This window comes from Bacillus sp. NPDC094077 (genome assembly GCF_050279465.1).
GTDB lineage: Bacteria > Bacillota > Bacilli > Bacillales > Bacillaceae_G > Bacillus_A.
Genome location: NZ_JBNNUF010000011.1, coordinates 23,589 through 38,095, shown reverse-complemented (window position 1 = coordinate 38,095; position 14,507 = coordinate 23,589). Strand labels below are relative to the sequence as shown.

Sequence of the window (14,507 nt, the reverse complement as noted above, 5' to 3'; positions counted from 1 at the left end):
TTAAATCGTATGCTTGTCCAAATATTCCATACAACTACAACACAAATTTTATAGTCTATTTCTATTCTTAAAACGTAATCATTATGATTTATTATTGATTTTTTCTTTTTTATCGTTTAATATAAAACGTAATCATTACGATTTAAAGAAGGGAGATTATTTCATGAAAAAAGTACCTATCACTGTATTAAGCGGCTTTCTAGGAGCTGGAAAAACTACTTTACTACATCATATTTTGACTAATAAAAACAACTTAAAAGTAGCTGTTATCGTTAATGATATGAGCGAAGTAAACATTGACGCGTCTCTTATAAAAAAAGGAGGTTTTTCACGTACAGAGGAAAAATTAGTAGAAATTCAAAATGGTTGTATTTGCTGTACACTACGAGAAGATTTAATGATAGAGGTGAATCGTCTTGTTGAAAATGGTGATATTGACTATATTGTTATTGAATCTTCTGGTATAAGTGAGCCTATTCCAGTTGCCCAAACATTTACTTATACAGACGAAGCTCTTAACATTGATTTAACGCAAAATTGTCGCCTAGATACGATGGTTACAGTTGTAGATGCAAATAGATTTTGGGATGATTTTGCAGATGGAGAAAGCTTATTAGACCGGAAACAGGCAATCGATGAAAATGATACTCGGGAAGTTATTGATTTATTAATAGATCAAATTGAGTTTGCGAATGTCATTATTCTTAATAAGATAGATTTACTAGAAAAAGAAGATATGATAGAACTCCAACATTTGCTAAAGAAATTAAATCCTGGTGCAAAAATTATTGAGTCTTCCTTTAGCCAAGTGCCATTACAAGAAATTTTAAACACTCGTTTATTTAATTATGAAGAAGCCAGTCAATCGGCAGGCTGGATGCAAGAATTAAATAGCGAACATCATACACCTGAAACTGAAGAATACGGTATCCATTCCTTTGTGTACCGCCGGAAACACCCTTTTCATCCTGAACGCCTTATGAATTGGCTAGAAAAATGGCCTTTAGATATTGTAAGAGCAAAAGGCTTTTTCTGGCTCGCATCTCGCAATAATATGATAGGACTACTATCTCAAGCCGGTTCCTCTATTACAATTCAAGGAGCTGGTGAATGGATAGCGGCATTACCTGAAGCTGAAAAAAGTCAAATGTTTATAGAAGAACCCGAAGTACTGAAAAACTGGGATGAACGATACGGAGATCGAATAACTGAACTCGTATTTATCGGCATTGACATGAATCGTTCTTTGATTGAACAATCATTAGATGATTGTCTATTAACAGAAAAAGAAATGAAACAAGATTGGAATATATTTGTTGATCCTATTCCAGCTTTTACTTACACTTCATAACCAAAAATAAAAAGGCTTCCGTAGAATGAAGCCTTTTTTCACTTTATAGTACTCTTATTTAACAGACTTACTTTAATAAGAAACACAATTGTGCCTAAAACAACTAATACAGCATATACGATACCAACTACATCACCTATTTTTTCTAAGCCAAACGGTAATATTATTGTGGCAACTCCGACTATATAGGAAAACACCCCTGAAAGCTTCGCTAATTTATTTTTATCTCCAACAAACATTTCTTCCTGGTATCCTGCCAACAGAAACAATCTCTTTTTCACGTGTATTTGATACCCTAAAAATATGATAAGTAATCCGACCACTAAACAAATCAAAAACCCTGCTAACATTTCACCACCACCCTCTCTACAAATTTTACCATACACAAAAGGGGATTATCGTTCTTAATAAACAATTTTATTTTTAATTAGAATTTTCAATTTATTAATAATCCGTTTTGTGATATATTGCATATTGTATCCAATATATATTTTTGAAAGGAGGACTATAAACCTTATGGATCCAAATCGCTTAAAAGGAATTATAATGGTCATAATCGGCGCTTGTTTATGGGGGTTATCCGGAACAGCTGCGCAACAACTTTTTCAATATGAAAACGTTTCTGCTGAATGGTTAGTTACGATTCGTTTACTTATATCTGGTGCTATTCTGCTCATTATGTCATCATTCGGAACGAGAAAAAAAGAGATATTCGGCATTTGGAAACAAAAGTCTGATGCAAATAAGATGATTTTGTTCGGTCTATTAGGCATGCTTACTGTACAGTACACGTACTTCGCTTCCATTAAAGAAGGAAATGCTGCCGTTGCAACATTATTACAATATTTAGCCCCTATATTTATCACTGTATACTTACTTTTCAGATGGAACGTTCGTCCATCAAAAATTGATTTTATTTCAATTGCACTCTCATTAGTAGGGACTTTTCTCTTACTAACAAACGGTTCTGTTCATAACTTAGCTGTTTCTACACCAGCTATCATTTGGGGCATTTTATCTGGACTATCCCTTGCATTTTATAGTTTGTATTCAAAAGAATTATTAGAAAAGTGGTCTTCATCCGTTATCGTTGGATGGGGCATGATTATTGGGGGAATTGGCGTAACGATTTTACACTTTATTTCCACAAACGAATTCATTTTATTATCAACGACAAAATACGTAAAATTAAATACCCTCCCCCTTATTATATTTGTAGTCATTTTCGGAACACTTATCGCGTTTTATTTATACTTAGACAGCATACGATACCTTACTCCGAAAGAAACAACATTATTCGGCTGTACTGAACCACTCGCAGCTATTATTTCTTCAGTACTTATTTTACACGTACCATTTCAATCTTTTCAGTTATTAGGTTCTTTTTGTGTCATTGTAATGGTGCTCATATTAAGTCAAAAACCGGATGAAGGAAAACCGAAATTAAAGCTTGTTAATGCGAAAAAGAAAAATATACAATGAAAGGATTGAATTTCCTATGCCTGTCCCTCAAAATTATAAAAAACCAGGAAGAGTTTCAGCAAAGTCACTCGTTTTAAATCAACTACAAGATTGGATTATAGAAGGTGTTTTACAGCCTGATGAAAAAATTAATGATGGGGAATTGGCTGAAGCTTTAGGAGTAAGCAGAACACCTGTAAGAGAAGCACTTCAAATTTTAGAGCTTTCTGGATTAGTGGAAATGGTGCCTGGTCAAAAAACGAAAATAGCTCCTATTAAGTTAGACGACGTATCTATCATTTATGAAACAATGGCTGGTCTTCACTCAATTATAGGAAAGCAAGCACTTCAAAAAATTACAAACGCTGATATTAAACTACTTTCCGAGATAAATGATATTTTCCAACAATCTATACTTGAAAAAGATTCAAAACGAGCTTTAGATCTAGATATTCAATTTCACAATACAATTACTTCTATTGCTAAAAATCCATATATTGAACCTTTTTTAGAAAATATGCAGCTTCACGTTTTACGACTTGAATATTTGTTTTTCCAAAACTTTGTGCCTGCAAGTCAATCTATTAAAGAACATCACTTTATAATTCAAGCACTACAAAAGCAAGACGAAAAACGAATGGAACAAATGATGTCTCAAAACTGGCTCCGTCCAATGAAAGAAATACAAAAATTGATTTCTATGAAATAATAATAAAGCTGGTTACACAAAAGTGTAACCAGCTCCTTCTTTAATAATCTATATGCTATGCCTGAATATCTGCGTAATCTTCAATATCTTCATACTCTTTTTCCAATTCCTCTAAAGACAGCTCGTATAATTGTCGGTCGCGAATCTTAAACACCCCGGCTCCAATTAACTCATCAATTAAATGCCTCTTACGATTTTCAACAGCAAAACGGAGTTGACTACTCATCTTTAAAAAAACTCCTTTCTACGATCATTGAAAATGATAATCTTTATTAATTACCACTTTTGATTATAAAAGATGACTCTTTATAAGTAAAATAATCTTATGAAATATTTACCTTACAAAGTATTTGTGGCCACATTATATATATGTATGCTGCGCGAAAAATGTTATGACACTTTTTCTTATCCTTTTTCTTTCATACTTTGCAAGTCGTCTCACTATGATTAAATTCACCATCTATTTCTACTTGAATGGTGACATGTTCTACATGAAACTTCTCTTTTAATACATCCGTAGCTTCTTTTAATACACTTTGCGTTTCATTACCTTTGATAATAAGATGACAAGTTAATACTTGAAAATCCGATGTGACAGACCATATGTGCAAATCATGAACTTCTTTTACAATCGTAATATTTAATAATGCATTTTTTACTTCTTCAACATCTATGTGCTGCGGTGCACCTTCCATTAATATGTGAACTGTATCACGTGTTATACGCCATCCACTAATAATAACTAAAATAGACACAAGAATACTAGCGATCGGATCAGCAGCATCCCATCCAAAAAATTTAATAAGCAGTGCTGCAATAATCAGTGGTGGATGAACAAAACCCCCACTGATTAAAGTTTCACTTTATCCCGCTTCCTTCTGTATACACACTTCGTTACTTTTCAAACAAGTCCTTTTTCTCAACAAAAAATAAGACTACTTCTTTCTCAGCTTCATATTGTTTACTAATGAAAGAATTTTTAAGGAGGTTATAAATTGAAACGTTTATTTCTCTGTATGGAGCGTGAACTTGTTGTAATAAAAGAACAATACGGTAACTACGAAACGACTTACCACTTACAAAATATGCAACCTACTTGTATTGCAGTTGACCCATTTCAAAAGAATCGTGTATATTGTGGAACATTTGGAAGAGGTTTATGGTTAAGCGATGATGGTGGGGATTCATGGAGACCAATTGGGGATTCTTATCGTTACTTTGATTTTCCGAAAGGTGATGGTATTTTACATTCTTCGATCACTTCCATAACAATAAGCTCTAATGAACAAGTTAACGGATATGGCGTCGTTTATGTCGGCACAGAACCGAGTGCTTTATTCCGTTCAGAAAATGGTGGTGAAACGTGGACTGAACTAAAAAATATGAAATCATTATTATCTTCCTATACGTGGGCTTTCCCGCCTAGACCTTTTACCCACCATGTACGCTGGATTACAGTTGATCCAAACAATCCAAATACAATCCACGTTTCAATCGAAGCTGGCGCTGTTATTCAAAGTAACGATAAAGGGCATACATGGATTGATAAAAAATTTGGTGCTCCTATTGACGCCCATCAATTACTTATGCATCCTGATGCGCCAAATCGCCTTTATGCATCATGCGGTGACGGATTTATGAGTGGCCCTGATCGTGCTTATCTAGAAAGTTACGACAACGGAAGTAGCTGGATATCATGTAGTGCAGGTCTTGAGCACCATTATTTATACAGCATGGCTATCGATCCAGCTGATTGCGATACAATTCTCGTTTCTGCCGCACCGAGCGCTGATCTTGCTCATCACCGTATTCCTTATGAATCTTATATATATCGAAAAACGAAAGATACTCCTTTCGAGCAAGTACAACAAGGACTACCTTCTACAATTGGTACAGTCATTTCGATGTTTGCTACAAACCATGCAGAACCGCATACGTTTTACACTTTAAATAACAATGGCGTGTTTCAATCCAATGATAGCGGCGAATCGTGGGAACAACTAAACATTCCGTGGAAAGATGAGTATAAAACGCAGCATCCTCATGCTTTACTCGTTACTAGTTCTTAACAAAAAAGAGACTGCCTTCTCATTTAAGGCAGTCTCTCTATTTATTTCTTTATATCAATGACAATATCATCTAACACAATACCCTTATTGCCGCCCGGTCTTCGAGGCACAAAACTCTCCTTTACTTGTCCCCCAACTATTGTTACCGAGCCATAATTTTCAGGAGTGTGAATTCTTAAATTAACGTGAGGCGTTATTATTAGCTTAGTCGCATTCTCATTTAGTTGTTGGAATGTTTTACTCCAATTAATATTATAAGAATCCTCACCTGAGCCTCCATTTCCTTCCCCAGAATACTGGTTACCTAAATCATCTCTCACTTCTAAATCAGCATCCACTCCATCCCATCCCCCCCTTACTTCTTGAGATACTTCTTGGTTGTAGTATAGAATAAATGACATTGGTGTTATTTCCATTCTTTCCATATTTACTTTTACACCATCTTTTTCTGCACTACTTCTAATCAATTGCTCTTTATTTTCTATTCCTTTTAGATTAATATTAAAATTCCAATCCCCTTTTATCTCTTCTTCTGCTTCTAAAATGTCTATACTTTTTATACTCCATTCAACGTTCACTGTAGTTTCTTTAGTACTAACTAGATCGCTACTTGTTTTTATTAAACCTGTATATTTTCTATCAGCGACTTTAGTAATTTTATTGCTTCCTGATTGGGCACCTGCTCCTTTAATAATTAAAAAATCTAACATACTTGGATTTTTGCCTAAATCCCGGTTACTTTCTATAGAATAGGTTATTAATACTGTCTTCCCATCGAAAATCGCATCATTAATCGTTATCTTAATTCCATTGCTTTCTTTTGTCATATTTAGTTCTGTAGCGTATTGCTTATAATTATAATGAAGCCCCGTTGTCTTCTCTACGTCAGCTTTAGAATTTTCATATAGCCCTGTTCTACCATTATCTAAAAATCGGAATATATCCCCTACAATAGGAAGACCCCCAGCGTATGTAGGAAATCCGATGCCAAGCGTTGCAACTGATAACCCTACTAAAATGGATGCAGCAGCGACACTTTTCTTCCAAGTTTTCATCTTTTTCTTCGTGCGTATAGATTGCTTTAAGTTACGTTTCACCTTTTCTTTTTCAATTTCAGAAGCCTCAATTTCTTCAAGTTTTTTTTCATCTATATCAATATCATTTAATAGTTCATAAATGTCTTTCATATTGCACTACCTCCAAAACTAATATTCGTAGCATTTTGTTGTAGCTTCTTTTTCCCGCGATACACACGATTATCTATCGCCGCTCGAGTTAATCCTAATTTGTCTCCTATCTCTTCTGTCTTCATACCAAGGAGATATTTCATGATGAATACTTTTTGATCTAACGGTTCTAATTGATTAATAAGCTTCAATAATTCTTCCCTATCTTCCATAACGATTAATTCGTCTTCTGCCGATTTTTCTGTACTTATATGAAACTCATCTGAAATGATTTCTACTTTTTTAGTCGCTTTTCGGTAATAATCAATTGCTTTAAATTTTGCAATCGCCGCAATCCATTTTTTAAAATCACTCGGCTCTCCATGAAATTTATTTGCGTTATTCCAAATGGAGAGAAATATATCATTTATACATTCCTCTATCAATCCATCATTTTGAACTGGAAGAAGAACTTTATGCGTTATCCCCTTTATGAGTGGTAAGTATGTATCGACAACAAATTCTAGCGCATCTTCTTTTTGCCGCTGTAATCTTTTTATAAAATTTTTCTCATTTGATTTCATGTAGCGATTCCCCTTATTTTTTTGTAAAACCTTTTACACTCTATATAACGTCCAGAAAATTTTTTTCTCTCATCTTTTTATTATTTTTTGTATGTAATGGAATACTTTCCCTTAGCCATTGTCTCATATAACTGTGCATTCGAAGAAAACTTTCTCAAGTCTACAATTTAATTAATGTAGTACACTATTTATGTAGCAGTTCTTTAACTTGGTGTACATTTTATTTCGTTAATCTACTTTTCATTATTTTAAACTAGGAGATGAGATGTGTATGTGTGGAATTACAGGCTGGGTAGATTGGAAGAAGGATCTTTCCAATGAACATGTTATTTTAGAAAAGATGACGAATAGTATTCAGCATCGCGGTCCTGATGCTGAAGGATTTTGGTTTTCACCTCACGCGGCTTTTGCACACCGGCGTTTAATTGTTATTGACCCAGAAGGCGGGAAACAACCGAAGACATTCCGTGCTGGTGATTATACGTATGCTCTTACCTATAATGGAGAAATTTATAATTTCCGTGAACTTAGAGAGCAACTTCAAAAATGTGGTCATGCATTTGAAACGCAGTCAGATACAGAAGTATTACTACATGCTTATTTAGAGTGGAAAGAAGATTGCGTAAAACATTTAAATGGCATTTTCGCTTTTGCAATATGGGATGATCAGAAGCAACAATTGTTTTTAGCACGCGATCATTTAGGTGTAAAACCGCTCTTTTTTACAGAAAGAAATGGCAGTATTATTTTCGGCTCTGAAATCAAAGCGTTATTAGCTCATCCATCTGTCCCTGCTGAAATTGATGCGGTTGGAATAAATGAAATATTTGGATTAGGCTTATTTCGAACTCCTGGATGTGGCGTCTTTAAACATATTCAAGAAGTACGTGCTGGGCATTCTATAACGTTTACACGTGATAAAAAAGTAGTTAAGAAGTATTGGAATTTAGAAAGTAAGATCCATACAGACTCTATCGAAGACACATCCTCGCATATTTTATCTATTTTACAAGATACAGTAAAAAGACAATTAATCTCAGATGTCCCGCTCGTTTGTATGTTATCAGGAGGATTAGATTCTAGTGGTATTACTGCACTAGCAGGTAAAGAATTTGCAGCGGAAAATAAAACACTTCATACGTATTCCATCGACTTTGTAAATAGCGCGAACGATTTCGAGCTGACATTTGCTCGCACTGGTCTAGATGCTCCTTGGGTAAAACGCGTGTCTGAACATGTAGGGACATCACATCATGACATTATTGTAAATGCAGAGGAATTAGCAAATCACTTATTTGTTCCTCTTCATGCGAAAGATTTACCGGGGGCTGGCGAAATGGAAACTTCACTATATTTACTATTTTGCGAAATGAAAAAAGACGCAACCGTTGCCTTATCTGGTGAATCTGCTGATGAAGTATTCGGTGGGTATCCTTGGTTTCATCAAAAAGAATTACTGTATGTAGATAAATTTCCTTGGCTAACAAATTGGAAAAATACATCTCCTCTTCTACTAAATGAAGTAAGCAACCAATGTAACTTAGAAAACTATATTCATACACGATTCCAAGAAGCGATACTTGAAGTACCTACTCTTGAAGGGGAAAGCAAAAAAGAAGCGAAACAACGGCAAATGTTTTATTTATTTTTAACGAGATTCCTCCCGTTTTTACTCGACCGTAAAGATCGTATGAGTATGGCTGTAGGATTTGAAGTTCGTGTACCGTTTTGCGATTATAGATTAGTTGAATATTTATGGAACGTTCCTTTCAACATGAAAAGTATTGATAATATTGAAAAAGGCATTTTACGTAGGGCACTGAAACCTGCTTTACCTGATGATGTACGAAATAGAAGGAAAAGTGCTTATCCAACTTCACAAGACCCACACTACTTACAAACGATCCGTAATTTAACACTGGACATATGCAGTAATAAAAATAATCCTATTTTCTCACTTATTAATCATTCCACCTTACTTGCGATTGCTAATGAAAGTGATAAAGAAATGAATAGCTTTGAAGCAAGGAGCATAATGGAATATATGCTCCAAGTAAATGAATGGTTGAAAACATACGGCATTCATATCGCTTAATATAAAAAGGAGTTCACGGGATAATTCCCCTGAACTCCTTTTTATTAATTTGCACACCCTCTATTTTCAGTATCAATTGACCAACCGATAATGGTAGCACAATCTCTACTTTTCCACTGAAGTACATTGTGTAAAACTGGCTCAATCTGCAAAAAATCACCATCATGCAACGCTTCTAATAAAGTTTGTTTATCATCAAACCTATTCTCATCACACTCTAAAATACCGTCCGTTGCCATTACAATGTGATTCTGGCCTTTTTCTAAGCCTCTTACACCAGATGTAAAGCACGGTGTATTTGCAGCAAAAACATTCTTTCTTCCTATATATTCATAATTCTTACGCTTATTTAATCTCCCTTTTCCATTCTTCGTTTTCTCTGAATGGAATAAATAGGCGAGACAATCACCAACTGATAGCCAATATAAAAATTCGCCTTTTCGTAAACAAATTAAGCATGCGAGTTCCTCATCATCTTGATCACATTTTTCAATAAATAACTCATCTGTAAATAATGCTAATAAGTACATATGCGTATGATGAAAAGCTAAATGTATCGGATATGAAAATAACTCTTTTAGTTTCTCTTCTCTTTCTGAAATCGCTTCTATTATATAATGTATATTTTTCGTTTTGTGATGTGTATCAAAAATCATAACAAATTCAAATTCTAATTTCGGATCCCACCAAGCTAGCACTGCATCTCCTCTTTCATATGCATCACTTTCTTGATTTCCTCCATATACGCCGACTGAAAGAGGACCACATTTTTCAACATGTATTTGATCTACATACATCTTTTCATGACTAATCCATTTAAATGTATTCACAGCTATCATCCTCTCTCTTGCTAAATGTATACCTTTACACATAGATTACCTTATATTTCAATAAAAATAAACTTTTCCAACATTTTTTATCCAAATAAAAGGATTTTAATTCTTACTCAACGAATATATCTTATTATACGATATAAAAACAGGAGGATTTATCATTATGAAAGACATCAATCAACATTGGGAGAGTATTTATTATCACTTACGGTATGAATACGAAGACAATCTTTCTCATCAAGCGATTCGCATTTTACAAATCATTTCCCGCGAGATAGACATAACAATTGGAAAAATCGCTTCTGAACTTGGTCTATCTCATAACACAGTGTCTGAACACATAAAGCGGCTTATTCAAAAGGATTTCATCGTTAAAGAAAGAAATAAACAAGATGAAAGAGTTGTAAACCTTACATTAACAAAAGAAGGAATTGAAGTATTAGAAAAGCATACTTTACTAGATAAAGAAAAAATAAAAATATTAGAATCACAGTTATCAAAAGAAGAACAACAATTAATCGAAAAAGCCTTTTCGTTATTAGCGAAGGAGGCAAAATATGCATTTCCTCGTTAAAGTTATCGTTTCGGCACTTATTATCGGCGTGATTACTGAAGTCGCTAAACATTATAGTACGATAGACGGATTTATTGCCGCTCTTCCTCTTGTGAGTTTACTTAGTCTGTTTTGGATTTCTTTTGAAGGAGGTAGTAAACAACAGCTAAGCGAATTCGCTATAGGCGTATTGTATGGATTTCCAGCATCAGCACTACTATTATTTATGGTCTATATTGGTTTAAAAAACTCATTTTCACTTAGTACATCCGTTCTATTCGGTATAGGTGTTTGATGTATCGTTTTTGCTTGCCAAAAATTATTTCAAGCTTAGGAGGAATTACTATCCATAAATTTGTAGAGATATTGGGACAAAATATAGAAGTATATATAAAAGGAAATAGTAAACAAACTGTAGTTATTCAAACCGGGATGAGTTGCTCATTTTATGATTGGCTTCCAATTATAGAAAAACTTTCACAACACTTTACAGTCGTTTCATACCATCGCCCAGGTTACGGAAAAAGCGGGCTCGGAAATCATTCACGTACAACAATACAAGCTACAAAAGAACTACATATGTTACTACATGAACTGGCGATTCACGAGCCAATCATTCTAATCGGGCATTCGTATGGAGGGCTATGTGCACAACAGTTTGCGATGTTACATGAAGACCAAATGCAAGCACTTATTTTAGTTGATTCTACTTCCATGAATTTACACCGATTAGATGAAATTCATTTACCAGTTTCTGATCAAACTGATTCTGATGATATGTGGCTTCAAAAATATAATATGTACTCCAAAATGGATGTAGACATGCTTTATAATGAACTAAAGCCTATGCTCGTCAATCAATCAAGGCAGCAAATTGAATTTTCTACCTCTCCTTCATTATATAAAGCAACAGCTTCCGAACTATCGGAGTGGAAAAACTGTGCTCGCTCAATGAAAAAGCTATATAAAACATTAAAAATACCATTACTTATTATTGGTAGAGACCCTCATTATTCTATTACCCAAATGCTTGAGGGCGGTATGCTAAAAGAAGAAGCCACGCAACTTGAGGCAATGTGGCAAGAACTCATTCGTGAACAATTACATCTCTCAACAAACAGCCAATATGCACTTGCCAAGCATGCTGGTCACGGAGTAGAAAATGATCGACCAGATATTATCATTGAAGCGATTCACTCCTTACAAATAAAAAAAGGAAGCAACTAAAGCTGCTTCCTTACTTATCTATTCATAATCTTCTTCATCATCAACTTCTTCGTAATACGTATTCCCATTGTTTACATAAATAGGACCATTCGCAACATCAATACGTAGTACCCATGCCCATGGCACAGCTAAACGTTTATGTAATGCGCGCCAAAAGTTCATTGATTTTCTTTCGTACTCCTGAAACTCCTGAAGTAACTCTTTATAGGAGGAACCGTCTAACTGAATATTTGCTTCTAACAAACGAGAATGGGCATAGTACTGTAACTCTAGTTCAGCAGCAATTTCCATTTCTTCTTCCGTTGCCATACCAATAATTGTTCCATCTGCTGGTGCAATTTCATATACGTTGTGAACTTCAATAAGCCCTTCTTTCTCTTTCTCAAACATGTAAACAGCCTCCTTTAACATATATTTTTTTATGTTACAAAGTCATACTTCTACAATAACTTCTCTTTTCCCTCTTTTTTTGATAAACTTTTACAAAATATTTATCCCGCATTAACGGACAGTAAGACTCCCACCTCAAGCTTCGGAGAATGCGAGGAAGTTAGGTGAGAGTCTGGCTAATAATCAGTGGGAGATGCCCCTCCCCACTGATTAAAGTTTCACTTTACCCGATGACCTGTTTTCTCTATTCTTTCAGCAGAAATGAAAAGATCATTATCAAAAGTTAATTTATACACATCGGGCATGTGAAGAGTTTTCCAAAACTGAAAATCATATTTCCGATCAAAATAATTCATTAGTAATACCATAATATTTCCATGAGTACCTATTACAATATTCTTATCCTTATATTTTTCCAATATATTTTGCATACATAATACAGCGCGACTTTGTGCTACATCATTCGATTCTCCGCCTTCATATGCAAAAGTCCAATCTTCCCACACATTCTGCATAGCAACATTAAAATCTGCTACTGGCTCTGTACTCAATAACCTTTCACGTAAATCTTCTTCTATTTGTATCGATAAATTATATATATTCGCAACTCCTTGAACGGTCTGAATCGCTCTTTTGTACGGACTAGAAATAACGACATCAATATGTTCATCTTTTAATAATCGTGTTACATCCTCTGCATCCAAGTGCCCTTTTTCAGATAATGGACGCTCCCTTTCTTCTTTTGTATATGTAGAGTGGGCATGGCGAACGAAATATATAGTGGACATTTATTTGTCTCCCTTTTCTTTTTCTATCCAAATTCAATGGATTACAAGTAAATCCCTTTATCTTTAAAATAAAAAGACACTTTATTCACAGTATCTTTTTTGTTTACATAATAAAATTATTTCATTATAACTTTTTTCTGAATTCTTCGCTTATGACGATATCTCGAATAAAGTAACCCATATTACTTATAAGTTTTTCAAATGCTTTCTCACTTATATTGTTCATCATAAAGACAATCTCAATCTTATTCCCTTTTTATCAGTACCATAGAAACTATTTGTTAATACAAATGCTGTAGAACCACCTTTCTGTCCAGCATATTCGAACATACCATCCCCTATTGTTCCTTTAAATATATTTTCAATCTCACCTTACATTTGTTGCGTAAAATAGTTTCTGTTATTTATCTTTTCCATTAAACTCATGTAATCTTTCGCATTTGCACCTACTAACCGATCTGACCAAATACGTTGGGAGTCCATATCGGCTTTTAACGATATCTCCCGTTTTTCCCATTCTGTCTCGTCTTTCATCCATTCATGTATTTGCCATACATGCTTAACATATTCATCATTAGACATATTACGTAGCTTGTCCAATGCTTTATTTTGAGGAATATGCATTTCTTTTTCAACATACCCTCTCATATATAATGCCGCTGTATACGCCGGATAAAATTCATCGTGACTATTTAAGCCTAACTCTTTCAAACTTTCATTCACCCGTGCTGTTCCAAGCTTGTCCAATAAATACGATGCGTTCGCATTCGAACTATAACGAATCATTCCTTTAACTACTTCCTCTAAAGAAGTTTGCCCATCTTTCACTAACTCTCTAGCTTTCACATCATCTAGCCATGCAGGGTGTGCACCACCATCAGTGTTTTTCACGTAGTATTTTTCTAATTCTTTCAATGAAATTTGCTCGTCTTTTCTTATTTTCCCTTCAGCTACTTGCTTAGCATATTCAATTGCTATAACGATTTTCGCCATACTTGCTAGTGGTAATTTTTCATTTTCATTTAGTGATGTTAATGTCTCACCATTTCTTTTAACAATTAAAGAAGCTGTTTTATCATCCGTATGTTCTTTTATATAATTTAGCACATAATTAGGATCTTCTTTTGAATTGGCGTATTCCTTAACTGAAAAAAAAGCTATGCAGCCTACTATAGTAATTCCAACTATAATCCCCACAACCTTTAACCCTCTCATGATACTCCCCCTAAAATAAACATATTATATATTATACTAAATGAATCCTCCTTTTTAAGTAAAAAT

General features: G+C 34.4%; 15 protein-coding genes and 2 pseudogenes. 8 read left to right on the top strand and 9 right to left on the bottom strand.

Going from position 1 to position 14,507, the window contains the following annotated elements:
- The first annotated feature begins 163 nt into the window (after positions 1–163).
- Positions 164–1,351: a GTP-binding protein gene (locus ACQKNR_RS22130; protein ID WP_427320612.1), complete on the top strand. Its 1,188-nt coding sequence runs from the start codon at positions 164–166 to the stop codon at positions 1,349–1,351.
- Between the two features lie 38 nt (positions 1,352–1,389).
- Here ACQKNR_RS22130 and ACQKNR_RS22125 read toward each other — a convergent pair whose 3' ends face one another.
- The gene (locus ACQKNR_RS22125; protein WP_427320610.1) at positions 1,390–1,701 is read right to left on the bottom strand and encodes a DUF3784 domain-containing protein; all 312 of its coding nucleotides are present in this window, start codon (positions 1,699–1,701) and stop codon (positions 1,390–1,392) included.
- A gap of 166 nt (positions 1,702–1,867) precedes the next feature.
- Here ACQKNR_RS22125 and ACQKNR_RS22120 point away from each other — a divergent pair, with 166 nt between their 5' ends.
- Entirely contained in the window at positions 1,868–2,833 is a 966-nt protein-coding gene (locus ACQKNR_RS22120) for a DMT family transporter (protein ID WP_427320608.1), read from the top strand.
- A gap of 16 nt (positions 2,834–2,849) precedes the next feature.
- On the top strand, positions 2,850–3,521 hold the full coding sequence (locus ACQKNR_RS22115) for a GntR family transcriptional regulator (RefSeq protein ID WP_427320607.1): 672 nt from the start codon (positions 2,850–2,852) through the stop codon (positions 3,519–3,521).
- 55 nt (positions 3,522–3,576) lie between these two features.
- Here the strand turns inward: ACQKNR_RS22115 and fbpA are convergent, their stop codons facing one another.
- Both fbpA and ACQKNR_RS22105 read right to left on the bottom strand, forming a co-directional pair.
- Positions 3,577–3,747 carry a Fur-regulated basic protein FbpA gene (fbpA, locus tag ACQKNR_RS22110; protein WP_078418474.1) on the bottom strand — a complete coding sequence of 57 codons (171 nt, stop codon included), beginning with the start codon at positions 3,745–3,747 and terminating at the stop codon, positions 3,577–3,579.
- Positions 3,748–3,940: 193 nt separating this feature from the next.
- Positions 3,941–4,342, bottom strand: a pseudogene (locus tag ACQKNR_RS22105) (cation diffusion facilitator family transporter); the annotation flags it as partial.
- A 174-nt stretch (positions 4,343–4,516) separates the two neighbouring features.
- Between ACQKNR_RS22105 and ACQKNR_RS22100 the strand changes: the two are divergent.
- Positions 4,517–5,590 (top strand): WD40/YVTN/BNR-like repeat-containing protein, encoded by a 1,074-nt coding sequence (locus ACQKNR_RS22100; RefSeq protein ID WP_427320605.1) that lies wholly within the window; start codon positions 4,517–4,519, stop codon positions 5,588–5,590.
- Positions 5,591–5,631: 41 nt separating this feature from the next.
- Here ACQKNR_RS22100 and ACQKNR_RS22095 read toward each other — a convergent pair whose 3' ends face one another.
- Both ACQKNR_RS22095 and ACQKNR_RS22090 read right to left on the bottom strand, forming a co-directional pair.
- Complete coding sequence (locus ACQKNR_RS22095) at positions 5,632–6,777, bottom strand: DUF4179 domain-containing protein (protein WP_427320603.1); 1,146 nt, start codon at positions 6,775–6,777, stop codon at positions 5,632–5,634.
- Positions 6,774–7,340 carry a sigma-70 family RNA polymerase sigma factor gene (locus ACQKNR_RS22090; RefSeq protein WP_427320601.1) on the bottom strand — a complete coding sequence of 189 codons (567 nt, stop codon included), beginning with the start codon at positions 7,338–7,340 and terminating at the stop codon, positions 6,774–6,776. The genes ACQKNR_RS22095 and ACQKNR_RS22090 overlap by 4 nt, the downstream gene beginning before the upstream one ends.
- A 271-nt stretch (positions 7,341–7,611) precedes the next feature.
- Here ACQKNR_RS22090 and asnB point away from each other — a divergent pair, with 271 nt between their 5' ends.
- Entirely contained in the window at positions 7,612–9,435 is a 1,824-nt protein-coding gene (asnB, locus tag ACQKNR_RS22085) for an asparagine synthase (glutamine-hydrolyzing) (protein ID WP_427320599.1), read from the top strand.
- A gap of 44 nt (positions 9,436–9,479) precedes the next feature.
- On the opposite strand, the gene ACQKNR_RS22080 is transcribed toward asnB, so the two are convergent.
- Positions 9,480–10,307, bottom strand: a complete 828-nt coding sequence (locus ACQKNR_RS22080) for a protein phosphatase 2C domain-containing protein (protein ID WP_427320597.1) — start codon at positions 10,305–10,307, stop codon at positions 9,480–9,482.
- Between the two features lie 124 nt (positions 10,308–10,431).
- Between ACQKNR_RS22080 and ACQKNR_RS22075 the strand changes: the two genes are divergently transcribed.
- Genes ACQKNR_RS22075 through ACQKNR_RS22065 form a run of 3 tightly spaced genes read left to right on the top strand, consistent with a single transcriptional unit; the run spans position 10,432 to position 12,048 of the window.
- Positions 10,432–10,842 carry a MarR family winged helix-turn-helix transcriptional regulator gene (locus ACQKNR_RS22075; protein WP_427320595.1) on the top strand — a complete coding sequence of 137 codons (411 nt, stop codon included), beginning with the start codon at positions 10,432–10,434 and terminating at the stop codon, positions 10,840–10,842.
- The gene (locus ACQKNR_RS22070; RefSeq protein ID WP_427320593.1) at positions 10,826–11,116 is read left to right on the top strand and encodes a DUF3147 family protein; all 291 of its coding nucleotides are present in this window, start codon (positions 10,826–10,828) and stop codon (positions 11,114–11,116) included. The genes ACQKNR_RS22075 and ACQKNR_RS22070 overlap by 17 nt, the downstream gene beginning before the upstream one ends.
- Entirely contained in the window at positions 11,116–12,048 is a 933-nt protein-coding gene (locus ACQKNR_RS22065; RefSeq protein WP_427320591.1) for an alpha/beta fold hydrolase, read from the top strand. Before ACQKNR_RS22070 ends, ACQKNR_RS22065 begins: the two co-directional genes overlap by 1 nt.
- Before the next feature lie 18 nt (positions 12,049–12,066).
- On the opposite strand, the gene ACQKNR_RS22060 is transcribed toward ACQKNR_RS22065, so the two are convergent.
- The 3 genes and pseudogenes from ACQKNR_RS22060 to ACQKNR_RS22050 all read right to left on the bottom strand — a co-directional run bounded on the left by ACQKNR_RS22060 (position 12,067) and on the right by ACQKNR_RS22050 (position 14,441).
- Positions 12,067–12,438 carry a hypothetical protein gene (locus tag ACQKNR_RS22060; protein ID WP_193411218.1) on the bottom strand — a complete coding sequence of 124 codons (372 nt, stop codon included), beginning with the start codon at positions 12,436–12,438 and terminating at the stop codon, positions 12,067–12,069.
- Positions 12,439–12,656: 218 nt separating this feature from the next.
- The gene (locus tag ACQKNR_RS22055) at positions 12,657–13,226 is read right to left on the bottom strand and encodes a histidine phosphatase family protein (protein ID WP_427320589.1); all 570 of its coding nucleotides are present in this window, start codon (positions 13,224–13,226) and stop codon (positions 12,657–12,659) included.
- A gap of 124 nt (positions 13,227–13,350) precedes the next feature.
- Positions 13,351–14,441 (bottom strand): annotated as a pseudogene (locus tag ACQKNR_RS22050) (serine hydrolase).
- Between the last annotated feature and the right edge of the window lie 66 nt (positions 14,442–14,507).